Here is a 26,101-nt window from a genome sequence, read left to right on the forward strand (position 1 = left end):
AAGCCATATGCTCCCGGGCGGCGTAGAGGCATCTTCAATTGCCTTGCCGCCAAAGGAGTGCGTCCATGTCCGCCACGCCATGCATACGGGAAACCCGCCCGGGGGTGAAGCCGGCCGGACGCGGCCGTGGGGCATGGAACGCCGCCGGCCTGGCTCTGCAACTGACGGGACTCTCGATCTTCGCCGCCCATGCGCTGCGGGTGGGCCGGCCCGGGTTGGCCATGGCGGCGGCAACGCTTTTCCTTCCGGTTCTCGTTTGCCGTCGCGACGCCCGGTACATTCTCGGGCCGGCATTGCTTGCCGCCGGGCTCGTCCTGGCCCGCGCCGCAACGGACATCGTGCTTTTTCGCCTGGCCGCCGGCGAACCCTGGCTGCGGGCGTCCGGCATCATGGGGCTCGTGGTCGCCGTCTGCCTCGGCGGCGGACTTGCCGCGTTTTCTCCCGGAAAGGCTCCGGACGCGGCGGAAACCCCGGATCATGCCCCGGCCCGGGGCGTCGCCTTCTGGCTCACGGCCGGCCTGCTCTGGCTGGCCAGGGCCAAATCGCCCTTTCCGGTGTTTCTGGCCAACCGCTTTTTCCCGGGCTGGGGGGACCTCGAAATCGTGGCCCTCGGGCTCTACGCCGCCTGGCTGACCGGACGCATGGTCACGGCCTCCCGCACAGGCCCCTTGCGGCTTCGCTACTGGACGGCCTTTTCCCTGGTCTTCTTCGGCCAGCTGGCCCTGGGACTGGCCGGGGTCGGGCAGTGCCTCATGACCGGCACGTTGCACCCGCCGGTGCCGGCGCTCATCGTCGCCGGTCCCATCTACCGGGGCGGCGGCTATTTCATGCCCATCCTCTACCTGTCCACGGTTCTTCTCGTCGGGCCGGGCTGGTGCGCCCACCTGTGCTACGTCGGAGCGCTGGACGGCCTTTGCGCCGCCGCGTCTGGAAAAAAGCCCGCCCGCCTGCCCAGTTCAACCACACGCTGGCGCATCGCAACCCTGGCCCTTTGCATCGGCGCGGCCGCCGGGCTTCGGGCCCTGGGCGCGGACACGGCCGTGGCCCTCGCTCTGGTGGCCGTCTTCGGCCTGATCGGGCTCGCGATCATGGTCGTGGCCTCGCGCCGGACCGGCGTCATGGTCCACTGCGTAAGCTACTGCCCCATCGGGCTCGTGGGCAACGTATTGGGGAAAATAAGCCCCTGGCGGCTTCGCATCGCACCGGACTGCGACGGCTGCGGCCGGTGTTCGCGCGCCTGCCGCTACCTGGCCCTGCCGCCGCAGGCTCTGGCCGAGGGAAGGCCGGGCGGTTCCTGCACGCTTTGCGGCGACTGTCTCGGGGCCTGCCCGGCCTCGCGCATCACCTTGCGCTTCCCGGGACTTTCCCCCGTGGCGGCCCGGACCGCCTACCTGACCCTGGTCGTCAGCCTGCACGCCGTCTTTCTGGGCGTGGCCAGAATCTAGGGACGTTTTGCGACAATCTTCCCGGCCGCAAGCGCCTTTTGGTAGCGCTTCCAGCCCGGACACCAGCCCGTGTGCCAGCGCCACAAACGCGCCCAGAGAGATGCCGGGCGTTTGTCGGCCAGAGCCCGAAAGCGGCACGTCTCGCAGGGATACTTCATGACGTTCCTCCCGCCAGCCGCTTTTCCCCGGCCTGCTCGCCGGACAGGGCGAGGCACGAGGCGAGCAGCATGTCGATCAGGGTGGCCCCGCTGTGAAACGCGGTGCAGCGCGGAGCCGCCGCGACCGATTTGCTGGCCAGTTCGTCGTGGTTGTCGATGAACCGGGCCACGGCCCCGGCCACTCCGGGCGCGTCGTGGCTGCCGATAAGCGTGTAGCCGGCGTTAAACTGCTTGACCTCGAGGGCCAGGGACGTGCCGCGCGGCACGATCAGCGGCAGCCCGAGGGCCATGGCCTCGATGACGATCTGGGAGGACCGCTCCACGTAGTTGCCCGGCCGGTACGGCAGCACCAGCGCGTCGAAGGAGGCCAGCAGCCGGTGAAAATCCGCCCCCACGTAGCAGTTCTCGAGCACCCGCACCCGCTCGCCGAGCCCGTGCAGCCGGGCCATGGTGGCGGTGCCGGTGTAGCGGCAGGCCAGCTGCACCACGAACGTCACGTCCGGATAGCTGGGCAAAAGCGCCTCGATGACGTCCGGCAAAAGCGACACGCCCTGCTCCTCGCGTCCCTCGCCGGCATAGCCGATGACGAGCCCCCCCTTCTCGGCCCGGCTCTTGTAGGGCTTGGCCGGCACCTCGAACTGGAGCGGCACCGGAAACACCGGGCACGGCTTCTCGGCCACACGCCGGATCTGGGAGGCGATCAGCCGGTTGCTGGCCGCGCAAAAAACCTTTTCCTCGTCGAGGAAGGGCTTGAGCGCCAGCCGGAAGATGGAGCGCATGAGCGCCCGGTACTCCACGGCCACGTACCGATAGCAGTGGTTTTGAAACTTCAGGCACAGATACGGCCGCCTGTCCCTGGCCAGGGACTTGTACCAGGCCGCGATCCCCCGCACGATCTGCGGATGGGCCGTGTGCACGAACACCACGTCCGTGGGCTCGAGGTCGTTTCGCAGATTCTTGAACAGGTTGTATTCCGTCATGGTGCCGGACAGCAGAAAGTCCTCCAGGCAGGAGCAGTACTCGTCCGAGGATTGGGACGTGTACTGGCAGGGCATAAGCACCGCCTTGGCCCGAAGCACCTGGACAGCCTCGGGCTGGCAGTCGGCGTAGACGTAGAATTCGACCGGCAGCTCCCGTTTCATGCATTCCTTGAGCACGCCGAGGTCGTAGGCGAAATGGTGCCCGGCCAGAAAACGCAGGCCGTGGTCGAAAACGATGAGCCGGCTGGGGGGGGTGCCTGTCGCGGCGGCAAGGTGGGCGGAGGCGCTCGCCTCGATGATGTGTTCCTTTTCCCGCAGGGCGAGCTGCATGCGGCGGCCCCAGGCCGTCACGGGCAGCGCCCCGAGCTTTGTCGCCAGGGCCGCCTGGTCCGCCGCCTCGGCCGGCGTGTCGTCGTTGGGATCGGCGCCGATGGCCACGAGCCCCTCACGGGCCTTTGCGTCGCTCCGGTCGATGGCCAGGGCCCGGCGCAAACACGAAGCGGCCTCCTCCAGCATCCCCTGGTCGCGCAGCAAAAGCCCCAGGTTGCGGCAGGCCACGGCGCAGTCGGCATCGGCCTTGATGGCCCGGCCGAAGTAGCGCACGGCCACGTCGGTCTTGCGGGCCGTAACCGCCAGCTCGCCGAGCAGGTTGAGCACCGCCGCGTCCTCGCCGCCGGTTTCGAGCAGATTGAGGCAGATGGTCTCGGCCAGGGGAGCCCGGCCAAAATTTCGGCATCGCTCGGCATCGGCAAGGTCGGCATCGCCCAGGGCCACCAGGCGCATCTTGCGGGTGCCGTCGTTTTCCCCGACATAGCCGTCCAGGTTGGCCCCGGCGTATTTCTCCAGACTGCCGGATTTGCGCAGCGACGCCAGCGGCGAGCCCTCGATCTCGGCCGTGCCGGATTCCTGATAGGTGTCGAGGGGCAACGACTTCCGGTAGCGCTCGGTGTCGGCCATCTGCTCGGGCGTTTCGCCGGGCAGCCCCACGGTGAACGTGCCGTGGACGGTCATGCCCAGGGACTTGATATGCTGGACGACCTCCCGGGCCTTTTCCAGGTTGAGGTTCTTGCGCACGATGTTGTCGATGACCCACTGGTTGCCGCTTTCGAAGCCGATCTTGACGCCGAAGCAACCGGACTCGCGCATGAGGCCCCAGGTTTCCCGGGAGATGGTGTCGGCCCGGCACATGGCCGACCAGGGAAGTCCTATGCGCCGCATGACCCCGCAGACCGCCTGCACGTGGCGATCGCCCAGATTGAAGGTGTCGTCGTCGAAATAGACGCTCTTGTAGCCGTAGCGGCCGACAAGGTCGGTGAGGATGCCCTCCACGGCGTCGGCCGAAAGCTGGCGCACCAGGCGCACGCCCGTGCCGTCGGGATCGTCGTTGGACATCACGGCCGGCCAGACGCAAAAAATGCACTTGAAGGGGCAGCCGCGGCTGGTGAGCATCTGCAACTGCGGGAAAAGCTGGCCCTTGGGATTGGAATCCCAGTAGCGGTGGGCGTGCAGCTCGTCGAAATAGGGCGCCGGCGCGGCGTTGAGCTCCTCCTCCGTCAACAGGTCGAAGGGCACAAGCCCCGACACGCCGTCGGCCACCACCTTGACCAGCCCCTTTTCGTATTCACCCCGGATGGTGGCATGCAGCGGATGCTCGGCCAGGAGCTTGTCGCCGAGGCTGGTGATGGGGCCGGCCACCACGATTTTCGTCCGAGGATTTTCCCGTTTGATCTGGGTGATGAGCCCCGCGTCGTGCTCCCAGCTCGGGGAGGCCGACTCGATGACGATGTAATCGAAATCCTGTTCCTTGAGGTAGGCGAAATAGGCGGCGTAATCCTCGCGCAGGGCGATGGAGTCGCGGAAGGCGACCTTGGCCCCGGTCTCCCGGGCAAGGTAACTGGCGGCGGAGCCGAGGAAAAAAGGATATGGCAGATAGTCGCCGAACCGATACTCGCCGGGCTTGGAACGCACGGCACTGGTAAACGGCCAACGTGAGCCGGCCCGCACCCCGGCCAGCACGCCGGGCTCATAGATGGCATCCGGCTTTTCGATCCACCACGGCGGATTACTGCACAGTACCTTCATGCCCCCCCCTTTCCGGGGCCATCTTGCTTGATTTTACTGCCGGCGTCACCCCTGCGCGGGCAACCGTTCACGGAAGCACGTCCTGTCCGTTGTCGTGTCGCCCGCGCGGGAAATGGAGGGGAAGCCGCGTTACGCCGACAAAGCCCGCGGCGTCGTCGTTCCGGCATCCTCTTTCAGATCCTCGATAAGGGCCGTCAGGCTTTGGGCCTGATCGACCAATTCGGCCACGGCATTGGCCGACTGGCGCATGGCGTCGGACGTCTCGGACGAAACCCGGCTTATGCCCTCGATGGAACGGTTGATCTCCTCGCAGGTGGCCGACTGTTCCTCGGAGGCCGTGGCAATGGAGGTGACCTGTCCCGACGTGGACTCGACCAGGGCCACGATTTCGCTCAGGGCGTCACCCGATGTGGACGAAAGCCCCGTGGCGGCCTGGATTTTCTCCACGGCCTGCTCGACGTTGCCAATATTTTTGCGTGTGCCGGACTGGATGTCCCGGATGGCGTCGCCCACTTCCTTGGTGGCGGTCATGGTCTTTTCGGCCAGCTTTCTGACCTCGTCGGCCACGACCGCGAAACCTCTGCCGGCCTCGCCGGCCCGGGCGGCCTCGATGGCGGCATTTAAGGCCAGCAGGTTCGTCTGGTCGGCGATGTCGGAGATGACGTTCAAAATCTGGCCGATGCTCTCCGCCTGGCCGCCAAGGACGGTCATGTCGCTTTTCAGTCCCAGAGCCTGGTCCTGGGCCTCGCCGATGCCGGCTATGGCCTGGGCCACGATCCTGGCCCCGTCCTCGGCCTTGGCCTTGGCGTTTTGGGCGGACTGCGCCGCCTCGGAGGCGTTCCTGGCGATCTCCACCACGGTGGAGGTCATCTCCTCCATGGCCGAGGCGGTCTCGCCGACCCGGGCGCTTTGTTCTTCGGCCCCGCGCGTGGACTGCTCCACCTGGGCCGAGAGCTCCTCGGAAGCCGAACTGACGATGGCCACCACGCTCTCGAGCTTGCCCGCCGCCTGGAGCATGCCCTGGGCCCGGGCCTGTTCCGCCGCCGCCTTGGCCTCCTCGGCCTCATGCGTGGCCTTTGCCGCCCGCGCGGACTCCTCGTTGGCCAGTCGGGTCTTGTCGTCGGCCTCGTTGATCTTGCCCTTGAGGCTCGCCACCATGGTCCGCAGGCTGTCGGCCAGCGTGCCGATCTCGTTTTGCGCGCGAAGCGTCAGCTTGCTGTCCAGATTCCCGGCCGCGACCTCCGAGGCATAGCTCCCCAGCCGCTTGATCGGCCGCACGACAATGCGCTCCAGGGAAAAAAGCGTCACGAGGAGGAGCACCACAATCGAGCCCGCACCGGCAACGCCCATGGAATTGCGCAGTGTCTTGGCCGGAGCCTCGATCTCATCGGTGTCCATGGCAAAGCCGAGGACCCAATTCCAGTTGGGCACCCGCGTCCAGACGACGCGTTTTTCCTTGCCGCCGCGCGTGAAGCCGCCCGTTCCCTTGGGCTGGTCCAGCATCGGCGCGATGCCGGGTTCGCCGGAAATGTCCTTGAGCAGCCGCGCCCGGTCGGAACTGGCCACCACCACGCCCTTGGGCGAGAGGATGAAGGGCGCGCCGGTTTTGCCGACCCGGATGGCGTCGATGTAATCCTCGATCAGGCCGTCGAGCACGTAGGACATGCCGACGCCGCCGATCACCTTGCCCGAGGCGTCGCGCACGGGCGAGGTGACGCTGACGATGAGCTTGCCGGTCACCATACTCATGGTCGGCGTGCTGCTGTAGCCTTCCTTTCCGGCCAGGGCGGCCTGGATATATTCCCGATTGGCCAGGGGACTGTGTTTGCCGGATTTGCCCTGGGCCATGGTGATGACCTGGGTGCCCTTATCGTCGAAGAGATAAAGCGTATTGATATCTTCCGAGGCCTGGGACAGGGCGGCGATGGCCGATTGGGCCACATCCGCGTTCTGGCGCGACTCCAGGTACTCCCGCATGACGGCCATTTTCGAGGCGCCACGCACGATCTCCATCTGCTGCTGGCCGAAATCCGAGGCGGACTTGGCGATGGTGGCCGACATCGTTTCCATCTCGTGGAGCTTGGTGGCGATGCTTTCGTCGTAACTCAGATCTGAAACAATGAAGATAAGAGCAGCTTGAACGAGAATAACGACTACCCCGATAAGAATGGTTATGGTCGTACGGATGCTCTTCTTCATTTGCGCCGCCTTGTGTTTCAAGTTGAAGTTTCAGGTTTTTTTTGCATTACGCTGAGAGGATCACCCTGTCCACACGTCTATGCCCGATTCCTTATGGCTTGCCTTTCGTATCATCCGGGTTCTATCCTGAAACAATCCCGTTTCTTCCTGATTGCCGCCGCGGCATAGCTGTGACGCGCCCGGGCCTCGAGCACGCGGCGGAAAAAACCGAGGCCGAAGAGGAAGCAAAAGAAGTCGTCCCTTTTGACGGAGGTCAACGTAGTCCCGGCCCGGCCCGCGTAAAGCCGCAATCAAGGCAACGCGAACCGAAACCCCACCAAACGGGGGACTATAGAAGGTGAGGCAAGGGAGCTAGCGGCGGAACCGAGGAAAAAAGGATATGGCAGAGAGTCGCCGGAGCGGTACTCGCCGGGCGCGGTACTCGCCGGGCTTGGAACGCACGGCACTGGTAAACGGCCAACGTGAGCCGGCCCGCACCCCGGCCAGTATTTCGGGTGCATGGATGGCATCCGGTTTTTCGATCCACCACGGCGGATGACTGCACAGCACCTCCATGCCCCCTCTTTCCGGGGCTCTATTGCTTGATTTTACTGCCGTCATCCCCCCTGCGCGGGCCACCGTTCACAGAAAACACGGCCTGTCCGTTGTCGTGTCGCCCGCGCGGGGAATGGAGGGGAAGCCGCGTTACGCCGACAAAGCCCGCGGCGTCGTCGTTCCGGCATCCTCTTTCAGGTCCTCGATAAGGGCCGTGAGGCTTTGGGCCTGATCGACCAATTCGGCCACGGCGTTGGCCGACTGGCGCATGGCGTCGGACGTCTCGGACGAGACGCGGCTTATGCCCTCGATGGAACGGTTGATCTCCTCGCAGGTGGCCGACTGCTCCTCGGAGGCCGTGGCAATGGAGGTGACCTGTCCCGACGTGGACTCGACCAGGGCCACGATTTCGCTCAGGGCGTCACCCGATGTGGCCGAAAGCCCCGTGGCGGCCTGGATTTTCTCCACGGCCTGCTCGACGTTGCCAATATTCTTGCGTGTGCCGGACTGGATGTCCCGGATGGCGTCGCCCACTTCCTTGGTGGCGGTCATGGTCTTCTCGGCCAGCTTTCTGACCTCGTCGGCCACGACCGCGAAGCCCCGGCCGGCCTCGCCGGCCCTGGCCGCCTCGATGGCGGCATTTAGGGCCAGCAGGTTCGTCTGGTCGGCGATGTCGGAAATGACGTTGAGGACCTGTCCGATGCTTTCGGCCTGGCGACCGAGGACGGTCATGTCGTTTTTCAGTTCCAGCGCCTGATCCTGGGCCTCGCCGATGCCGGTGATGGCCTGGGCCACGATCCTGGCCCCGTCCTCGGCCTTGGCCTTGGCGTTCTGGGCGGATTGCGCCGCCTCGGAGGCGTTTTTGGCGATCTCCACCACCGTGGCGGTCATCTCCTCCATGGCCGAGGCGGTCTCGCCGACCCGGGCGCTTTGCTCCTCGGCCCCGCGCGTGGACTGCTCCACCTGGGCCGAGATTTCCTCGGAGGCCGAACTGACGACGGCCACCACGTTCTCGAGCTTGCCCGCCGCCTGGAGCATGCCCTGGGCCCGGGCCTGTTCCGCCGCCGCCTTGGCCTCCTCGGCCTCGCGGGTGGCCGCGGCCGCGAGGCGCGAGTGTTCGTTGGCCAGCCGGGTCTTGTCGTCGGCCTCGTCGATCTTGCCCTTGAGGCTCGCCACCATGGTCCGCAGACTGTCGGCCAGCTTGCCGATCTCGTTATTGAGCCGCAGGGTCAGGGAACTGTCCAGGTTGCCGGCGGCGACTTCCGAAGCATAGCCCTGCAGGCGCTTGAGCGGCCGCACAACGATACGCTCCAGGGAAAGCAGCGTCACCAGCATCAACGCCACCACGGCCACCAGACCCACGACGAGCATGGAGTTGCGCAGCGACACGGCCGACGCCTCCATCTCGGAGGTGTTCATGGCAAACCCCATGATCCAGTTCCAGCCCGCCACCCGGGTCCAGACAACCCGCTTTTCCTGGCCGTTGTGCAGCATCACGCCCTCGCCCGTGGCCGCGACCAGCATGGGCGCAACGCCCGGCTCGCCGGAGATGTCCTTGAGCAGCATGTCGCGGTTGGAATCGCCCACCACCACGCCCTTGGGCGAAAGGATGAACGGCTCGCCGGATTTGCCGATGCGGACGGCGTCGATATAGTCCTCGATCAGCCCGTTGAGGACATAGGACATGCCGACGCCGCCGATAACCTTGCCTGCTTCGTCGACAACCGGGGCCGTCACGCTGACGATCAGTTTCCCCGTCTTGCTGCTCCTGGTCGGCACGCTGGCCATACCCAGCTTCCCGGCCAGCGCCGCCTTGACGTATTCGCGATCCGCCAGGGCGTTGAGCGCGGTCGCCTTGCCCTGGGTCATGCTCACCACCTGTGTCCCCTCTTTATTGAAGATGTAGAACGTATTGATGTCTTCGGAACTCTTGGACATGGCTGCGGCGATCCCCGCAAGCGCCTCCTGTCCCTGGCCGGAAACGAGAACCTGCCGCGTTACCGGCATGAGCGAAACGCCCTTGACCAGTTCCAATTGTTGTCGCCCGAACGCGGCGGCTGTCTTGGAAATCGTGGAACCCAGGGAAGTCATCTCATGCATGCTTGCGGAAATACTCGCGTCATAGCCCATGCGTGTGACGATGGCGAGCAGTGTGGACTGTATCAGTACAACGACTATTCCGATAAGGATAATCATGGTCGTTCGTATACTTCGCATCTGTCCCTCCACCCCCTGTTATTTCTATGAATAATCCAGGAATACTTGTTAGCGTCTAACCTCTTTCCAAATATACTGTCCATCGTTTTCAGATCCTTCGACGCGGATGGCTTGACCTTTCTGGCCGAACACGGTCTAGAGTGACTATCTCCATCCCGGTCAGCCTCTCCAGAACATTCCCCGCGACCGGGACGACTGGAGAGGACTTGGCCTCTCCGCAAAAGAAGTCGTCCCTTTTGACTTAGGTCAAAGTGATCCCGGCCCGGCCCGCGTAAACCCGCAATCAAGGCAACGCGAACCGAAACCCCACCAAACGGAGGACACATATGTTTTGCTACCAGTGTGAACAGACGGCCAAAGGACTCGGCTGCGACAAGCTCGGCGTGTGCGGCAAAAGCCCCGAGGTCTCCGACCTCCAGGACCTGCTCGTCTACGCCCTGACCGGCCTTGGCCAGGCGGCCGTGGCCGCCGCCGCCGAAGGCAAGGACGTTCCTCTGACCACGGGCCGGTTTTTCGCCAAAGCCCTTTTCTCCACGCTGACCAACGTCAATTTCGACGCCGCCGATTTTGGGCCCCTGATCGAAAAGACCGTGGCCGAGCGCGACGCCCTGGCGGCAAAGCTCACGGCCAAGCTGCCCGAGGGCCCGGCCACCTTCGTCCCGGCCGCCGATCTGGACGGCCTCGTCAAACAAGGCGGCCAGCACGGCCTCAAGGATATCCCCGAGGCCGATCCCGACATCAAGTCCCTCAAGCACACGCTGCTCTTCGGGCTCAAGGGCGTGGCCGCCTACGCCGACCATGCCGCCATTCTGGGCCAGGAAGACCCGGCCGTGTACGCCTTCCTCTACAAGGGACTGGCCGACACCTTCACCACGGACAAGAACCTCGGCGACTGGGTGGGGCTCGTGCTCAAATGCGGCGAAGTGAACCTGCGCACCATGGAGCTCCTCGACACCGCCAACACCGGGGCCTACGGCAATCCCGTGCCCACGGTGGTGCCGCTCGGGGCCAAGGCCGGCAAGGCCATCCTGGTCTCGGGCCACGACCTCAAGGACTTGAAGGACCTGCTCGAACAGACCGCCGGCAAGGGCATCAACATCTATACGCACGGCGAAATGCTGCCGGCCCACGGCTACCCCGAGCTCAAGAAGTACCCGCACTTTTACGGCCACTACGGCACGGCCTGGCAGAACCAGCACAAGGAATTCGCCGCTTTCCCCGGCGCGATCCTCATGACCACCAACTGCATCCAGAAGCCGGCCGCCAGCTACCTGGACAACATCTTCACCACCGGCCTCGTCGGCTGGCCGGGCGCGACCCACGTCAAAAACGGCGACTTCGGCCCGGTCATCGAAAAGGCCCTGGCCATGCCGGGCTTCCCCGAAGACACCGACAAGGGCACGGTCATGACGGGATTCGGCCACAACGCGGTCATGGGCGTGGCCGGCACGGTCATCGACGCGGTCAAGGCCGGCAAGATCCGCCACTTCTTCCTGGTCGCCGGCTGCGACGGAGCCAAGCCCGGCCGCAACTACTATACCGAGTTCGTGGAAAAGGCCCCGGCCGACACGATCGTCCTGACGCTCGCCTGCGGCAAATTCCGCTTCTTCGACAAGAAGCTCGGCGACATCGGCGGCATCCCGCGCCTTCTGGACATGGGCCAGTGCAACGACGCCTACTCGGCCATCCAGGTGGCCGTGGCCCTGGCCAAGGCGTTCAACTGCGGCGTCAACGAGTTGCCGCTGTCCATGGTCCTGTCCTGGTACGAGCAAAAGGCCGTGGCCATCCTTTTGACCCTGCTGCACCTCGGCATCAAGAACATGCGCCTGGGACCCACCCTGCCGGCCTTCCTCACCCCCAACGTGCTGAACTTCCTGGTCGAAAACTACGACATCAAACCCATTAGCACCCCCGACGAGGACCTGAAAGCGATCCTTGGATAGGAAGGGAAGAAGAAAAAGAGGCCGGGGGGAACCCTTTCTGTAGAAAGGGTTCCCCCCGGACCCCCTTCCCAAAGACTTTTAGCGATAACAACATGTTATTTTTAACTTTTTCCGGTAAAAAGGTTTAGGAAAGGGAGAGCGCGAGAGGGGAGAACCCTTTGCAAAAGGGTTTCCCCTCTCGCAATCCCCTCCCTTCCTGTCCTCTCCAGGAACTCCTCATGAAGCGTAAGATCATCGAAATCGACGAGGCCTTGTGCAACGGCTGCGGCCAGTGCGTGACGGGCTGCGCCGAGGGGGCGCTCGCCATCGTGGACGGCAAGGCGAGGATCGTGGCCGATCATTTTTGCGACGGTTTGGGCGCCTGCATCGGCCACTGTCCGACCGGAGCGTTGCAGATCATCGAACGGGAAGCCCCGGAATTCGACGAGGCGGCCGCGATGGCCCATGTGGCCCAGGCCGGCCAGCCCGGCGGCAAGCATGGCGGCTGTCCCTCGGGGCAGCCCCTGACCCTGACGCCGTGCCAGCAGGCCAACGTCCCGACCGGGCAGACGCCGGTTGCCGGCTCGGCCCTGTCCAGCTGGCCGATCAAGCTGCGGCTCGTGCCGCCGACGGCCCCGTTTTTAAAGGGCGCGCGCCTGCTTCTCACCTCGGACTGCGTGCCCCCGGCCTTTCCCGCCTTCCACAGCGCCTTTCTGCCCGGCCGGGTGGCGCTGCTCGGCTGTCCGAAGTTCGACGACGTCCAGGCCTATGTGGACAAGCTGACGGCCATCGTGCGCGACAACGCCGTCGCCGACATCACCGTGCTCCAAATGGAAGTGCCCTGCTGCTCGGGCATGGCCCGCATCGCCGCCATGGCCGTGGCCGCCTCGGGCCGGGACATCCCCATCACCCGGGTGGTGGTCGGCAGGCAGGGCGCGATCGTGTCCATGGGGCCGGTTTCCGAAAGGGGAAATGCGAGAGGGGAAACCCTTTAAAATGGGGGTCTCCCTTCTCGCGCTCTCCGCTTCCTAAACTTTTTACCTTAAAGAATTGGATAACATTTCGTCGTTCAACAAGGAGGCCCCCATGAAGAAAATCAACATCTTCGAGGAAGGTCCGTTCAAGGATACGGGGTACGGCATGCTGTGGGTGCACGATTCGGCCGACTTTCGCATCATCAACTTCAACTTCAAGGCCGGCCAGACCCTGCCCGTGCACAACCATGAAGTGGACGGCGAGCTGTCCATCGTGGTGCTCGAAGGCGAAGGGGAATTTCTCGGGGCCGATAATGCGACGTCGCCGGCCAAGGCGGGCGACGTGCTGGTGTGCCCCATCGCCACGCCCCATGGGATTCGCGCCATCACCGACATGCGCGTGCTGGTGACCATCGCGCCGCCGCCCTGATCGGCCGCCCGAAAAAAAAACGCACCATGTGAAATTTCCATGGCGCGGGCACGCGATTTCAAGGTGTTGCGGGGCCGGCCCCTCTTGCCAGAAACGCGGTTATGTGAAAAAAATCGCAAAATACGACCGCGATGCGGGGTCGCGGCGCGGCGAGGCACTTCGCCGGCGCGAAACGCCAACCACGCGCCGACGAAACGGTTCGCTCCAAGCCAACGCCATAAGCGGACGCGAACCCGCCGGCCTCCTTATTCGGACCCCAAATCACAAGGACTTTGGCGAACCAGCTTCGTCGCGCCACGCCCGGCATCGCGGTTTCGTATCGGCACGGGGCGCAGGATCGGCCCCTGACGGAGGGCGCGGAAAACCCGCCTCACCCGACGACTTTTGGCGCGTCCTTGGCCGGCTTATACCCGGGAAAGACCTCGCCGAGCCTGCCCTCGGGCAGGCCCAGATGGCGCACGGCGATGCCGGCGACCACGTCGCGCCAGTCCGTGGCCACGGGAATGTCGCGGCCCCCGGCCAGCCTGTGCCCGGCGAGCCCGGGCCAGTCGCCGTACAGACGGCCGCCGGCGACCGGACCGCCAAGCACCAGCATCACGCCGCCCTGGCCGTTGTCCGTGCCGCCGAATCCGTTTTCCCGGGCCGTGCGCCCGAATTCCCCCACCGCGACAATGACCGTGTCCTCGACATGCTTGCCGAGGCCCTTCACCATGTTGGCGAGCCCCTGGCCCGTCTCGCGCAGCCGATCGGCCAGATAGCCCTTGGCCACGCCCTGGCAGGAATGGGTGTCGAAGCCGCCCACGGCCAGATAGGCCAGGGCCGCGTCGCGCCGATGCGCCAGTTCGCGGCCGAACCGCTCGGCGAAATCCGGAAACGCGGGGGCAGTGATGGCGCCGGCCGCCGCCCGGTGCGCCTCGGCCAGCAGCTTGGCCAGGGCTTCCCGGCGTTCGTTCCGGCCGACCGCAAAGGCCTTGGCCAGAGGTTCCTTGCCGGAAAAAAGCCGCCCCGTAGCGTCGAAAAGGGTCTGATCCTCCACCGGCAGCGCGGGCAGGGACGGACCGCGCCCCGGAGCGATCATATTGTAATGGGGCGCACCGTCGTAGACGTCACCCCGGCAGGCGACAAGCATCTGGCCCCGGCTTCCGCCAAGCGCCACGGACAGCCGGCCGAGCCAGCCGGACCGGCCACCGCCTTCCCCGGCCGTGCCCCGGGCAAAGGCGGCCACCGCGGCGGCATGCTGCGGCCTGACGCCGGGCAGGCCACAGGCCGGGATAAGAGCCAGCTTTTTCCGTGTGAAAAACGGGGCCACATCGGCCAGAGCCGGATGCAGCAGAAAGCCGCTGCCCAGGTCCAGACCGCCGCAATCGGCCGGCAGGGCCAGGGTCGGGCGCAGGTAGCGGTAGAGGGGATCGCCCGCCGGCGCGACCACGGACAGGCCGTCCGGGCCGCCCTGGAGCAGCACGACAACCAACTGCTTGCCGGCGTGCCAGGAGGGCTTGGCCTTCTTCTCTTCCTGCTTGCGCCCCTTTCGGCCGCGCGCGGCCAGGACCGCGGACGGACAGGCCAGCCCGGTCGCGCCCAACATGGCCAGAAATCGCAGCGCCTCGCGTCGTCGCACCCTCGCCCCCGATCCGTCGATACGTCAGTTGGTTATTATGCCTTCGGCGACCAAAGGGCTCCGCCCTCTGGACTCCCGAACCCGAAAGGCCCCCGCACCAATCCGTTGGTTGGCCGGGGCAGGCTGGGCGGACGCGTGCGGCGCATATTTGAAGAATACGCCTTCGCGTCCGCCCAGCCTGCCCCCGGCCCAGATCACGCGGTTCCATACATGGAAGCGATCCCTGACGGCGTACACTATTTGCCGCTCGCACTCCCGTGATCCGCTATCCTTAACGGTCCGAAAACTTGAAACCGGTCCCCTTTGAAAGTTTTTGAAGGGGGTCCAGGGGGAAACTTTTTTCAAAAAGTTTCCCCCTGGCCGCCGGAGGCATCATCTTCTAATACCTCATAAAATCCGGTGCAGCCAACAGCACGGCCGGGCCGGCCTTGGCCGCCGTTTTTTTCGCGGCTTCGGACACGCTGGGGCCCAGGGTCACGGCCAGCTCGAACACGTCGATTTTTTTGGGCGTGACGCCAAGGCCGGGGATATGCCCGGCGGCGAGGTCGCCGGCAAAGGTCACGCGGCGCATGATCGCCTCGGGCTTTTGCCAGTGGGCGGCGGTCACGGGGTAGCCTTCCGGGCCGTCGGCCGCGTAGAGCGGCTGGCCGAGTCCGGCCAGGGAACCGGCCAGAGCGGCCGCGTCGGCGGGTTTGGCGCCGATAGCCCGGACGGCCGAAACGACCTGGCGCAGGGGCGACTTGAACCGGTTGCCCGTGTATTTCGGGTCGAAAAATTCGGGGCTGGTGAACAGCGTGCGCAGGGTTTCCCGGATATCGCCATCGGTCTTGTCGAAGGTTGCGATCATGCGGGAAACGAGGGCGGCCGGCGGCTCGTCGGCCAGGAAATAGACGGCCAGCTTACGGCAGATATTTTTTGCCGTGGCCGGATGGCTGGCCAGGATACGCAGGGCGGCCACGCCCTCGGACAGGCCGGTGCCCTTGATGGTATGGCCGAGCAGCACCTTGTCGGACGGGTCGTGCAGGTCCACGTCGAAGTTGAATCCGCCCGAATCCGACGAGCCCCGGGCCGCGCCCACGCGCCAACCGGTGAGGATGCGGGCCAGGGCCAGAGTGTCGGCCGGCTTTTGCGGGCCGTTTGGGCCGAGGGTCTGGTGGGCGATGAGGATGGCGGCGTAGGTCGGGTCGAGGGCTTCCTTGGCTGTCGCGCCGTTTTCGCGGTGCACCACGTTTTTCCAGTTGTCCCGGGCGATGAGCATGGCCGGGTGCGTGGCCGTGGCCATGAGCAGGTCGAGAAACTTGCCCATGGCGTGGGGGCGGATGGCCTCGCGCTCGAAGGAGCCGACCCAGAGGTGGGCCAGGCCTTTTTTCGCGCCCAGGCTGAAGTGGTCGCTCCAGAAGGCGACCATGAGTTCGTAGAGTTGCCGCTTGGACAGGATGGCGCGCAGGAGCCGGGCGTCCGCCGCTTCCAGGGCCACCTCGCCGGCCCGGTCGAAGGTGCGGCGCATGGACTCGGGTCCAGGCTTGGCGTCGGACGCGGCCGTGGGGCCGTACTCCCGGAAGAGATGCACGGTATCCATGGACTCGCTGGGGAGCTTTTTCAGGGCGTTGGCCAGTTCCGGGGGGTCTTCCAATTTTTCGTAGGCAAGCTGGCTGTCGATGAAGGCCGGCACGCCCATGGCCGCGACAGCCTTGAGAAGTCCCGCCGTCGGGCCGTAGGTCAGGCGGCTTACGACCTGGACCGCCTTGTCCTTTGCCGGCGCTGCGCCGGCGGTTGCGGCCGTGGCGTTGCCGCAAAACGTCAAAAGGATCGCCAGCAGGCTGAAAAGGCCCACGGCGATGCGGCAAAAAACAGCCGGGAAGCTGCGTGGCATGGCGGCCATTGCGGCACTTTGCGCGGCGTGTGGGGAAATGTCAATTGCGCGAAGACGTTCGGAAAACCGTGCAATCATGCCCAAGACCTGCTAGGAATGAAACAACTGCAAGGAGGAATCGATGCCGCCAGTCTACATGAAACAGACGGTGATCAAGTACGGCGTGGGCTTCGGCTCGGCCCTGGCCATGGCTGTCTCGTTCACGCTCAACAAGTCCATTTTCTGGGCCATCATCCACGGCATCCTGGGCTGGATCTACGTCCTCTACGCCTGGATCTTCAAAACCTACTGACGGGTCAGGACCGTCCCCTGTCCGACAGGCCCCGGCGGTCCACGACGCGGATAGTCTTGCCTTCCTGGCCCCGGGCCAGACTCCCCGGCTCCACCAGGCGCACGGTGATGCCCACGCCAAGCTCCGAGGCCAGCCGGCGCTCGAGCTTGTCCACAAGCGTCTGGTGCTCAGCCACGCGGTCGAAAAGCAGTTCCTCGGTGGGCTCCACCTCGAGCAGCGCCTCGTCGAGGGCCCCGTCGCGGGCAACGATGATGCGATAGTTGGGGGTCGTGCCCTCGACCTCGAGCAACAACGCCTCCACACGCGAGGGGAACACGTTGACGCCCCGGATGATGAGCATGTCGTCGCTGCGCCCGACAATGCGGCCGATGCGGCGCATGGTGCGGCCACAGGGGCACGGCCCGGGCAGGATGCGGGTGATGTCGCCGGTGCGGAAGCGGATCATGGGAAAGGCTTCCTTGGCCAGCGTGGTGATGACCAGCTCCCCTTCCTCGCCGTCGGGGACCGGCTCGCCCGTGCCCGGGTCCACGATCTCGATGAGGAAATGGTCTTCGCTCACGTGCATGCCGGACTGCTCCAGGCATTCGCCGGCCACGCCCGGGCCCATGATCTCGCTTAAGCCGTAATTGTCCGTGGCCGTGAGCTTGAGCCGGTCCTCGATGGCGGCGCGCATGGCCTCGGTCCAGGTCTCGGCCCCGAAAAGCCCGAAGCGCAGGGACAGGGAATTGACGTTGATGTCCATGGCCTCGAGGACTTCGGCCAGATGCAGGGCGTAGCTCGGCGTGGCCACGAAGACCGAGGTGCGGTAATCCTGCATGATGGCCGCCTGCCGGCGCGTGCCGCCGCTACTGGCCGGAATCACGGCCGCGCCCACGGCCTCGGCCCCGTAATGAAAGCCCATGCCGCCGGTGAAAAGCCCGTAGCCGAGCGCGATCTGGACCACGTCGTCCTGGCCGGCCCCGGCCGCGACCAGCACCCGCCCGACCAGCCGGGACCAGGTTTTGACGTCGTTTCGGGTATAGCCGGCGACGACAGGCTTGCCCGTCGTGCCGGACGAGGCGTGAAGCCGCACCACCTCGCGCAGGGGCACGGCGAACAGTCCGTAGGGATAGGCCTCGCGCAGATCGGCCTTGGTGGTGAAGGGCAGGTGCTTCACATCGGCCAGATCGGTGAAGGCCTCGGGGTCGATGTCGCGCTCGGCGAACCGCTTGCGATAGAGCGGCACGTTGCGCGACACGCGCATCAGCGTCTCCTGGAGCCGCTCCAGTTGCAGCTGGGCCAGATCGGCCCGGTCCATGGTCTCGAACTCGGGCTCGAAACATTCGCGCATGGTCCGCCTCCCAGTTTTACGCACCGCCTATGCGTCCTTTTCCCGCCCCAGATAGGCCCGTCGCACGTCGTGATTGGCCAGAAGCTGCTCGGAGGTGCCGGAGAGAAGCACCCGGCCCGTCTCCAGCACATAGCCCCGGTCGGCCACGGCCAGGGCGCTCTTGGCGTTCTGCTCGACCAGCAGCACGGTGAGCCCCTTGTCGCGGCGCAACTCCCCGACATGGTGGAAAATCTCCTTGCACACCTGCGGGGCCAGCCCCATGCCGGGCTCGTCGAGGAGCAGGCAGCGCGGCCTGGCCATGAGCGCCCGGCCGATGGCCAGCATCTGCTGCTCGCCGCCGGAAAGCGCCGCCGCCTGCTGTCCCCGGCGCTCGGCCAGGACCGGAAACATGTCGTAGATCGCGTCCCGGTCCGCCAGCGCCTCGCGCCTTTTATACCGCGAATAGGCGCCGAGCAGCAGGTTGTCCTCCACAGTCATCGGCCCGAACACCAGCCGCCGCTCCGGCACATGGGACAGGCCCAGGCGCACGATGCGCTCGGGCTTCACCCCGGCGATGGAGCGGCCGTCAAAAAGCACTTCGCCGGCGGAAACGCGCAGAAGCCCGGAGATGGCCGAGAGCAGCGTGGTCTTGCCCGCGCCGTTGGCCCCGATAAGCGCCACGATCTCGCCCGGGGCCACGTGCAGCGACACCCGGCGCACCGCATGCACCCGGCCGTAATGGATATCGACGTTACGAAGCGTCAGCATCAGTCGTCCTCGCCGAGGTAGGCCCGGACCACTTCCGGGTTCGCCTGCACCTGCTCGGGGGTGCCGTCGGCCAGGGGATGGCCGAAGTTGAGCACGGTGACGTGGTCGCTTATGCGCATGACGAGGTCCATGTCGTGCTCCACGAGGCCGATGGTGACGCCGAGCCTGTCGCGGATGGCCACGATCAGGTCGCCGAGCCGGGCGGTCTCCTTGGAGTTGAGGCCGGCGGCGGGCTCGTCGAGGAGCAGCAGTTTCGGATCGGCGGCCAGCCCCCGGGCGATCTCCAGCAGGCGCTGTTTGCCGTAGGGCAGGTCGCCGGCCGGGGTGTCGCGCTCGGCGGAAAGCCCCACGAAATCGAGGCAGAAAAGGGCGCGCTCGCGGCAGGCGGCCTCGGCCCGGCGAAAGGACCGGGCGCGCAGCAGGCTTGCGGCGATGGAGTAGCGCGTATGGGCATGGCGGCCGGTCATGACGTTTTCGAGTACGGACATGGAGGTGAAGACTTCCAGATTCTGGAAGGTGCGCACCACGCCGGCGGCGGCCCGCTTGTGCGGCGGCAGCGTTGCGATGTCGCCCCCGTCCAGAAAGACCCTGCCGCCGTCGATGTGCGTCATGCCGGTGACCACGTTGAGCATGGTGGTCTTGCCCGCGCCGTTGGGGCCAATCAGCGAGGTGACCGAGCCCCGGGCGATGGCGAAATCGGCCTCGGTCAGGGCGTGGATGCCGCCAAAGCGCACGGTGACGCCGGCAACGTCGAGCAGCGCCGTCATCTGGCCGCCCCCTTGCCGACGCGGCGCAGCTTGCGGAAAAGACGCCCCAGACCGCCGGTCAGACCGTCCGGCAGGTACATGATGGTGAGCACCAAGATCGCGCCGTAGACCAGGATGTCGATGTCCTCGAACTCGCGCAGGGCCTCGGGCAGCGCGGTCAGAAACAGCGCGCCGACAACCGAACCCCAGACGTTGGCCATGCCGCCGAGCACCACCATGACCACGAGCTGCACCGAAAAGCCGAAGCCGAAGGAGGCCGGGGCGACGAAGCTCAGGTAGTGGGCGTAGAGCACGCCGGCAAGGCCGGCCAGGCCGGCCGAGAGCACGAAGACGAAACGCTTGTGGGCGGCGATGTCGATGCCGAGCGAGGCGGCGGCCTTTTCGCTGACGTGCAACGCCCGCAGCGCCCGCCCGGTACGCGACCGCATGAGGTTGAGCGAGGCCAGCACCACCAGGGACAGCACCACGGCCACGAGGTTGTAATAGCTGCGATCCGAGTCGAAAGCGAAGCCGCCAAGGGACAGGCGCGGAATGCCGACGAAGCCCGACGGGCCGCCGGTTACGTCCACGGCCTCGTTGAAGACAATGGCCACGATGATGCCGAAGCCGAGGGTGGCCATGGCCAGGTAGTGGCCCTTGAGCTTCAAAATCGGCTCGGCCATGACCCAGGCCACGACCATGGACAACCCCACCCCGGCCGCCATGCCCACGGGGATGGGCAGGCCCAAACGCGTGGTGCAGATGGCCGTGACGTAGGCCCCGATGCCGTAAAAAGCCGCATGCCCGAGCGAAATCTGGCCGGCGTACCCCATGAGCAGATTGAGCCCCACGGCGATGATGGCGCTTAGGCAGCCGAGGATGCAGATGCTCAGGTAATAGTCGTTGGGGAGCACATACGGCACGGCCAGCAGCAGGGCCAGAAAAAGCCCGGCCTGGACGATGGCGCGGCCCAAAAGCGGACGCTTCATACCCGGTCCACCCCGGCCTTGCCGAAAAGCCCCGACGGTTTGACGAACAGCAGCAGCAACAAAACGATGAAGGCGAAGGCGTCCTTGTAGCCCGAGGACACATACCCCGCGCCGAACGCCTCCAACACCCCGAGCACGAGTCCCCCGGCGGCCGCGCCAAAGGGACTGCCGAGGCCGCCCAGGATGCAGGCGGCAAAGCCCTTGAGCCCGAGCATCATGCCCACGTCATAGGCGGTCATGGTGATGGGGGCCAGTATCGCCCCGGCCGCCGCGCCAATCAGCCCGCTTATGCCGAAGGATAAAAGCGCCATCCTGGCCACGGAGATGCCGACCAGGCTGGCCGCCTTTTTCTGGCAGGCGCAGGCCAGCATGGCCTTGCCCTGGATGGTAGCGGAAAAATACAGCTTGAGCGCGGCGAGCAGGGCCAGCGTCACGGCCAGGACCCACAGGCTCTGAGGCTGGATGGCCGCGCCCAGGGCCAATATCGGCTTGACCCCGGAAAAGGCCGGCAGGGCGACGGTGTCCTTGCCGAAGGCCAGCATGGCCCCGCCGCGAAGCAGGATCGAGACGCCGATGGTGATGATGACGGCGTTTATGGCCGGCGCGCCGGCCAGGGGCCGGATGGTGAGCCGCTCCATGAGCGCGCCGACCACGGCCGTGGCCAGACAGGCGGCCAGCACCGCCACGGGAAGCGGCAGCCCAAGGCCCAAAAAAGCCACCGACAACATGCCGCCGAGCATCACGAACTCGCCCTGGGCGAAGTTGATGATGCCCGTGGTGTTGAAAATCATCGTAAACCCAAGCCCGATCAGGCCATAAGCAGCCCCCTGGGTGAGTCCCGATACGAGATATTGCGGCGCGCCGGCGAGCATAGCGAATAAGCGAGAGGGGAAACCCTTTTGCAAAGGGTTCTCCCCTCTCGCGCTCTCCCTTTCCTAAACTTTTTAAAAGTGATGGACTGGTAACCCCTGTTTTCCTGAAAAATTCTTTAGAAAGGGGGTCTGGGGGAAGAACCTTTCTGCAAGAAAGGGTTTCCCCCAGCCGCGTCCTTCAAAAGAATCCTTAGTCGCCGACGATGACCCAGTCACCCTTTTCGATGCGCAGCATGATGAAGGCGTCGGGGCCGAGGCCGGCATGGTCCGTGGGGCTGTAGGTGAAGATGCCGCCGATGCCGGGGAAGTTCTTGGTCTTCTCCAGGGCGTCGCGGATGGCTTGCGGCTTGTCCGAACCGGCCGCCTCGATGGCCTTGACCGCCAGATGCAGCGAATCGTAGCCGTGCCCGCCGAAGGTCGAAACCGGGGCGTGGTACTTTTCCTCGTAGGCCTTGGCATAGGCCACCAGCTGCGCCTTTTCGGGGTCGGCATCCGGCAGCTTTTCGGCAACGGTGATCTTGCCCGCCGGCAACAGAATGCCCTCGGCGGCCTCGCCGGCCAGCTCGATGAACTTTTTGCTGGCCACGCCATGGCTCATGTAAAGCGGCGTCTTGATGCCGAGCTGCACCCGGTTTTTGGCCACCACGGCCGGACCGGGGTTGGTGCCCCAGCAGATGATGGCGTCCGGGGACGCGCCCGCGATCTTGGTCAGCTGGGCCGTCATGTCCGTGTCCTTGGGACCGAACACCTCGTCGGCCACGAGCTCGAAGCCGTCGGCCGGGACCAGTTCCTTGAGCACCTCGCGGCCGGCCTGGCCGAAACCGTCGGACACGGTGAGGATGGCCAGCTTCTTGTATCCCTGCTTCTTGGCGTGGGCCAGGATGCGCGCCACGGCCAGCCGGTCGGACGGCGCGACCTTGAAGCTATACGGATTAACCGGCTTGGTGATCTTCTCGGCCGCCGAACAGGAAATAAGCGGCACCTTGGCCGCGGCGGCCTTGCCCATCACGGCCAGGGAGTTGCCCGAGGTGGTGGGGCCCAGGATGGCCGAGACCCGCTCCTTTTTGAGCAACCGGTCCGTGGCCAGCACGGCCTTGTTGACGCCCGTCTCGTCGTCCAGGATCACCACTTCGAGCGGCCGGCCCAACACCCCGCCGGCGGCATTGATCTTGTCCACTTCCATCTGGATGGTGTTCTTCTCCGGCTCGCCCAGAAACGAGGCCGGGCCGGTGACCGACAGCACCGCCCCGAGGCGTACGGGATCGGCGGCCTGCGCCGGAGAGGCGGACAAGGCAAACAGTGCGGCCAGGGCGCAAAAAAAGGCATGCAGTCGCATCAAGGGCTCCTTGTGCAAGACGCAGCCACGCGAGACGGCAATCCCCCGTCGCGCGGCAAACGCCGGTGTCGTCGATTCTTGTCCCGCCCCTATAGTCGAGAACGGGCCTGAAGGGAACCGCAAACGCCCCCATGACGCCGGCTTTCCCGGGTCGGCTTGCCAACGGCGCAGCGCCTGGATTATGCCCCAATAAGAAACATTCCCGCAGCAAGGAGCATGCCCATGTACCCGATCCTGCGCGCCGCCCTGCTCGCCCTGGCCCTTTCGACCCTTGCCGCCGGCCCGGCCCTGGCCCAGGCCAAGGCCCCCGCACCCCAGGCCGCAGCGGCCCCGGCCAACACCACCGCCAAAAAAGACGACCAGAACGGCAAAAAAATCCCCGTGGCCATCGAACACGACGACAGCGACCCCCTCGGCGCACGCCTGGCCTACCGCATCAAGGAAATGCTCGGCCGCTCCTCGCTCATGCAGCCGTCGAGCAAGGACGAAAAGAAAATCGTCATCGCCATCAAAACCAAGGAAGAATTCCCCGGCCGCCCCAACGTAGCCTCTATCTACTCCATCTCCTGGCTGTTCTCCTCCAAGGAAGGATCGCTGAAATACTTCCTCACCTCCGAGGCCGGCATCGTCGACGCCCCGGGCATGGACCAGACCGCTGAGGAAATCCTCGGCAAGACCGACAAGCTAGCCACCACCTACGGCTACCTGTTCTAGCGAAGGCGAACGAAGAGGCGGAGAGGACGGGGAGGACGAAGAGGGCGGGGGCTCTGCCCCCGCACCCCCGCCGGGAGGCCACGGGCCCCCCGGGCCCCCCTTCCGGTGCGCGTTGGCCGGGCGGAAGGCTTGGCTGGCGGGCGGGAGGGCGGAGAGTGGAGAAGATGGGGGCGGAATTTGTCGGGACGATGCCGCCGCTTCGCGGCAGGCTCGTCCCAAGCAAATTCCGCCCCCACCACGCCGGTCGCCCCAAGGGGGCGACATTCAGAAAAACCGCTTGTTCTTAAAATGCGGCGCTTCGCCGCTGGCGCGGTTGTTGCCGCAATCGTGTCCGGCGTCGAGGCGCGAAGCGCCTCGTGTCGCCGGGCCGATTGCGGCAACGAACCTACGTCGTCCCGCCGCCCGACAACACCAACCTCGTCCCCACCCCGCTCGCTCCAGCCCCCATACCGCCGTCCCCCATCCCAACCCGGTAAAGGGAGGTCCGGAGGGCATCAAGCCCTCCGGCGGGGTCCAGGGGCAGAGCCCCTGGCCTGCCCGAGAGACGTCCTGGCGAATACGCCGTTACAGGCCGCTAAAGTTTTTTTCTCTTTCAACCGATCATTCCTATCATAACGGACAAAACAGACATGACGGCACGCATCGCGAAGGAGACCGGCGTGATCCAGCCCACACTTTCGACGCTTTTCAAGACGGCGGTGTCTTCCTCGTCTTTTACGATAGGCAACCGCGGCCAGTCGACTTCTTCCGCCGCATCGGGCGACACGGTCACGTTCTCGCAGGAGGCCCTGGCCAAAAGCCGTGAAAGCGTCGAGCAGAGCGACGCGACGGAAGCATCGGATGCAGCCGCCGTCGAAAGTCCTTGGAAGACGCAATACGACCTTACGGAAGGAACCGTCACCCTGGGCAACGGCCACAAGCAAAAGACCACCATCAAGGGCTCGAAGATGGAGGTCCTGGAATATGACGGGTCGAAGCTCGTGCGGAAGGAAACGGGATCCATCCTCGCCGGGACCGTCACCAGGGATATTGAAGAATTTGACAAACGCGGCAAGCTGAGCAGCCGCGTCCATACCGAGCTCTACGCGCCAGAGGGCGGCGATTCGACCCATACCACATCCACGCTGCAGCGTGACATTCAATGGTTTAAGGACGGAAACATCACCAGGGAACTCCATGACTCCATAGACGTTGACGCTTCCTATTACGCAGATGTAAAATTGCATGACGAATCTATCGGCAATGCCGACACGCTGGAAGATCTCGCTGTGAATATCATGAAAGGCGTCACTGGAAACGTGACGAGCGATCTAATATCAAAAAATTATTCAGCCAATATTATAGAATATAATGACAATGGCAAAATTTTTCGAACGACATCGATATCCCAGACCATGCGGGTGAAAAATGCAACGGACCGAATGCGTTTCGATACCGGTGAGAGTATCAACACGACAGATGAAATTGAAAACCATACGGATTTTTCAGTAAGCCAATCCGTGTACGACAATGACGGGAAGGTGGTAAGCCAGGCATCTTTCAAGGATTCCTATGCAAAAGGGCTTTCCCAATCGCAGCAACTCGACATCAGCCAATACAACAATGGCGAGCTTGTCCAGCAAAGCCATGCCGAGGCCACACAGCAAGCCACGTCCGAACACAGGTTGCCCAAACGACCGGACATCCTCGAAGCGCTCTCCCTGACCGAGCAGCAATACAGCGCCACGACGCCGCTCGGGGCCCAGACCTTGCTGGCGGACGGCAAGGAAAAGCAGATCGAGAATGCCGCCGCGCCTGTGAACGCGACGCTCGGCTACATTGCCAATGGAAACTTCAACGCCGCCCAAAGCACGAGCAGAGGCACCGCAAGCGACGTCCCACACAGCAGTTCCTGGGAAAACACACTGTATCAGGACGGCAAGAAGGTGCTGCAGCAGCGCGACTCGGAAGTCGTCCGGGAAAATCCTTTGCCGGACTTCACCGGGTTCATGACGGTCACGGGCCTGACCGAGGATGAGGATGCGGTGTATCTGCGCAACACCAGTCATTCCGTGGAGACGTACAAGGATGGCCTCGCGGTGGACCATGCTTCGGTCGACATGGACGAGGCCTCTGTCGATGACACGCGCGGCCTGACCCACACCGAAACGAACGTGCACTCGTCCACCATCACCGGCGGCAAGCGCAAGGAAAACCATATGGCGCTGGCGGATACCCTGATCAATGTGGACAAGAACAGCACCGCGTCCGCGCAAAAGGTCGGGAGCAAGATGCAACTGACCCTCGACGACCTTCTCTCGGTTTTTCGCGGCCTCGACAACGCGTCCGACGCAAGCTGAGCAACCGCGCCCGCCCGCCTTTCGAAGCGCCCTCCTGTTCGCCCACCTCTTTTTAGAGAGCCCTCCTTAGATCGCCCTTTCCCCGCGCGCCGCGGCGCGCCATGGGGATTGCGCCGTTACCGCTCCCCCCGACATTCCGACCTGCCGACTTGACGCCTTCGCCGCCAAAGCGCCGCCACGCCGCCTGGCCCTTGCGCTTGGCCCCAAAAACCTTGGGCGGACCTCCCTTGATTGCCTCCGGCAGCGCGTGGACGACCTTTCGCCATGGTCAGGCCGACACCCAGGAACCCACCATACACATGCA

The 26,101-nt window shown here is 65.0% G+C and carries 19 protein-coding genes; 7 read left to right on the top strand and 12 right to left on the bottom strand.

The genetic code is table 11. The features are described from left to right. Positions 1-149 precede the first annotated feature (149 nt). Positions 150-1,445: a 4Fe-4S binding protein gene (locus K9F62_01960; protein UJX43104.1), complete on the top strand. Its 1,296-nt coding sequence runs from the start codon at positions 150-152 to the stop codon at positions 1,443-1,445. On the opposite strand, the gene K9F62_01965 is transcribed toward K9F62_01960, so the two are convergent. The 4 genes from K9F62_01965 to K9F62_01980 all read right to left on the bottom strand — a co-directional run bounded on the left by K9F62_01965 (position 1,442) and on the right by K9F62_01980 (position 9,615). Next, complete coding sequence (locus K9F62_01965) at positions 1,442-1,603, bottom strand: hypothetical protein (GenBank protein UJX41488.1); 162 nt, start codon at positions 1,601-1,603, stop codon at positions 1,442-1,444. The two genes, K9F62_01960 and K9F62_01965, sit on opposite strands and share 4 nt — an antisense overlap. Beyond that, entirely contained in the window at positions 1,600-4,665 is a 3,066-nt protein-coding gene (locus tag K9F62_01970) for a radical SAM protein (protein ID UJX41489.1), read from the bottom strand. The genes K9F62_01965 and K9F62_01970 overlap by 4 nt, the downstream gene beginning before the upstream one ends. A gap of 129 nt (positions 4,666-4,794) precedes the next feature. Then, entirely contained in the window at positions 4,795-6,864 is a 2,070-nt protein-coding gene (locus K9F62_01975) for a Cache 3/Cache 2 fusion domain-containing protein (protein UJX41490.1), read from the bottom strand. A gap of 684 nt (positions 6,865-7,548) precedes the next feature. Continuing rightward, entirely contained in the window at positions 7,549-9,615 is a 2,067-nt protein-coding gene (locus K9F62_01980) for a methyl-accepting chemotaxis protein (GenBank protein UJX41491.1), read from the bottom strand. A gap of 326 nt (positions 9,616-9,941) precedes the next feature. Between K9F62_01980 and hcp the strand changes: the two genes are divergently transcribed. From hcp to K9F62_01995, 3 genes are all read left to right on the top strand, one after another. Then, a complete protein-coding gene (gene hcp, locus K9F62_01985; protein ID UJX41492.1) occupies positions 9,942-11,558 on the top strand; it encodes a hydroxylamine reductase in 1,617 nt (538 codons plus the stop codon). Positions 11,559-11,776: 218 nt separating this feature from the next. Next, positions 11,777-12,532, top strand: coding sequence for a 4Fe-4S ferredoxin (locus K9F62_01990; GenBank protein UJX41493.1), 756 nt, complete (start codon positions 11,777-11,779; stop codon positions 12,530-12,532). Between the two features lie 91 nt (positions 12,533-12,623). Further along, complete coding sequence (locus tag K9F62_01995) at positions 12,624-12,941, top strand: cupin domain-containing protein (GenBank protein UJX41494.1); 318 nt, start codon at positions 12,624-12,626, stop codon at positions 12,939-12,941. Between the two features lie 370 nt (positions 12,942-13,311). Here the strand turns inward: K9F62_01995 and K9F62_02000 are convergent, their stop codons facing one another. Next, the gene (locus K9F62_02000; protein ID UJX41495.1) at positions 13,312-14,559 is read right to left on the bottom strand and encodes a DUF1501 domain-containing protein; all 1,248 of its coding nucleotides are present in this window, start codon (positions 14,557-14,559) and stop codon (positions 13,312-13,314) included. Positions 14,560-14,938: 379 nt separating this feature from the next. Further along, positions 14,939-16,432, bottom strand: a complete 1,494-nt coding sequence (locus K9F62_02005) for a DUF1800 domain-containing protein (protein ID UJX41496.1) — start codon at positions 16,430-16,432, stop codon at positions 14,939-14,941. 121 nt (positions 16,433-16,553) lie between these two features. On the opposite strand from K9F62_02005, the gene K9F62_02010 reads away from it, so the two are divergent. Further along, positions 16,554-16,724: a hypothetical protein gene (locus K9F62_02010; protein ID UJX41497.1), complete on the top strand. Its 171-nt coding sequence runs from the start codon at positions 16,554-16,556 to the stop codon at positions 16,722-16,724. A 4-nt stretch (positions 16,725-16,728) separates the two neighbouring features. Here the strand turns inward: K9F62_02010 and K9F62_02015 are convergent, their stop codons facing one another. From K9F62_02015 to K9F62_02040, 6 genes are all read right to left on the bottom strand, one after another. Continuing rightward, positions 16,729-18,054 carry a phenylacetate--CoA ligase gene (locus tag K9F62_02015; GenBank protein ID UJX41498.1) on the bottom strand — a complete coding sequence of 442 codons (1,326 nt, stop codon included), beginning with the start codon at positions 18,052-18,054 and terminating at the stop codon, positions 16,729-16,731. A 27-nt stretch (positions 18,055-18,081) separates the two neighbouring features. Beyond that, complete coding sequence (locus tag K9F62_02020) at positions 18,082-18,801, bottom strand: ABC transporter ATP-binding protein (protein ID UJX41499.1); 720 nt, start codon at positions 18,799-18,801, stop codon at positions 18,082-18,084. Continuing rightward, complete coding sequence (locus K9F62_02025) at positions 18,801-19,568, bottom strand: ABC transporter ATP-binding protein (protein UJX41500.1); 768 nt, start codon at positions 19,566-19,568, stop codon at positions 18,801-18,803. The genes K9F62_02020 and K9F62_02025 overlap by 1 nt, the downstream gene beginning before the upstream one ends. Then, a complete protein-coding gene (locus K9F62_02030) occupies positions 19,565-20,536 on the bottom strand; it encodes a branched-chain amino acid ABC transporter permease (protein ID UJX41501.1) in 972 nt (323 codons plus the stop codon). The genes K9F62_02025 and K9F62_02030 overlap by 4 nt, the downstream gene beginning before the upstream one ends. Further along, the gene (locus K9F62_02035) at positions 20,533-21,408 is read right to left on the bottom strand and encodes a branched-chain amino acid ABC transporter permease (protein ID UJX43105.1); all 876 of its coding nucleotides are present in this window, start codon (positions 21,406-21,408) and stop codon (positions 20,533-20,535) included. The genes K9F62_02030 and K9F62_02035 overlap by 4 nt, the downstream gene beginning before the upstream one ends. 190 nt (positions 21,409-21,598) lie before the next feature. Then, positions 21,599-22,744: an ABC transporter substrate-binding protein gene (locus K9F62_02040; protein ID UJX41502.1), complete on the bottom strand. Its 1,146-nt coding sequence runs from the start codon at positions 22,742-22,744 to the stop codon at positions 21,599-21,601. 222 nt (positions 22,745-22,966) lie between these two features. On the opposite strand from K9F62_02040, the gene K9F62_02045 reads away from it, so the two are divergent. Beyond that, positions 22,967-23,458: a hypothetical protein gene (locus tag K9F62_02045; GenBank protein UJX41503.1), complete on the top strand. Its 492-nt coding sequence runs from the start codon at positions 22,967-22,969 to the stop codon at positions 23,456-23,458. A 629-nt stretch (positions 23,459-24,087) separates the two neighbouring features. Then, the gene (locus tag K9F62_02050) at positions 24,088-25,797 is read left to right on the top strand and encodes a hypothetical protein (GenBank protein ID UJX41504.1); all 1,710 of its coding nucleotides are present in this window, start codon (positions 24,088-24,090) and stop codon (positions 25,795-25,797) included. Positions 25,798-26,101 lie beyond the last annotated feature (304 nt).

This window comes from Desulfovibrio sp. JY (assembly GCA_021730285.1).
Lineage (GTDB): Bacteria > Desulfobacterota > Desulfovibrionia > Desulfovibrionales > Desulfovibrionaceae > Solidesulfovibrio.

Coding starts and splice junctions, on each gene's coding strand:
- K9F62_02050 (UJX41504.1), top strand. CDS start 24,088: ATGACGGCACGCATCGCGAAGGAGACCGGCGTGATCCAGCCCACACTT.
- K9F62_01990 (UJX41493.1), top strand. CDS start 11,777: ATGAAGCGTAAGATCATCGAAATCGACGAGGCCTTGTGCAACGGCTGC.
- K9F62_01980 (UJX41491.1), bottom strand. CDS start 9,615: ATGCGAAGTATACGAACGACCATGATTATCCTTATCGGAATAGTCGTT.
- K9F62_02025 (UJX41500.1), bottom strand. CDS start 19,568: ATGACGGCGCTGCTCGACGTTGCCGGCGTCACCGTGCGCTTTGGCGGC.
- K9F62_01995 (UJX41494.1), top strand. CDS start 12,624: ATGAAGAAAATCAACATCTTCGAGGAAGGTCCGTTCAAGGATACGGGG.
- K9F62_01970 (UJX41489.1), bottom strand. CDS start 4,665: ATGAAGGTACTGTGCAGTAATCCGCCGTGGTGGATCGAAAAGCCGGAT.
- K9F62_02045 (UJX41503.1), top strand. CDS start 22,967: ATGTACCCGATCCTGCGCGCCGCCCTGCTCGCCCTGGCCCTTTCGACC.
- hcp (UJX41492.1), top strand. CDS start 9,942: ATGTTTTGCTACCAGTGTGAACAGACGGCCAAAGGACTCGGCTGCGAC.
- K9F62_02015 (UJX41498.1), bottom strand. CDS start 18,054: ATGCGCGAATGTTTCGAGCCCGAGTTCGAGACCATGGACCGGGCCGAT.
- K9F62_01965 (UJX41488.1), bottom strand. CDS start 1,603: ATGAAGTATCCCTGCGAGACGTGCCGCTTTCGGGCTCTGGCCGACAAA.
- K9F62_02035 (UJX43105.1), bottom strand. CDS start 21,408: ATGCTCGCCGGCGCGCCGCAATATCTCGTATCGGGACTCACCCAGGGG.
- K9F62_02010 (UJX41497.1), top strand. CDS start 16,554: ATGCCGCCAGTCTACATGAAACAGACGGTGATCAAGTACGGCGTGGGC.
- K9F62_02040 (UJX41502.1), bottom strand. CDS start 22,744: ATGCGACTGCATGCCTTTTTTTGCGCCCTGGCCGCACTGTTTGCCTTG.
- K9F62_02020 (UJX41499.1), bottom strand. CDS start 18,801: ATGCTGACGCTTCGTAACGTCGATATCCATTACGGCCGGGTGCATGCG.
- K9F62_02030 (UJX41501.1), bottom strand. CDS start 20,536: ATGAAGCGTCCGCTTTTGGGCCGCGCCATCGTCCAGGCCGGGCTTTTT.
- K9F62_01975 (UJX41490.1), bottom strand. CDS start 6,864: ATGAAGAAGAGCATCCGTACGACCATAACCATTCTTATCGGGGTAGTC.
- K9F62_02005 (UJX41496.1), bottom strand. CDS start 16,432: ATGCCACGCAGCTTCCCGGCTGTTTTTTGCCGCATCGCCGTGGGCCTT.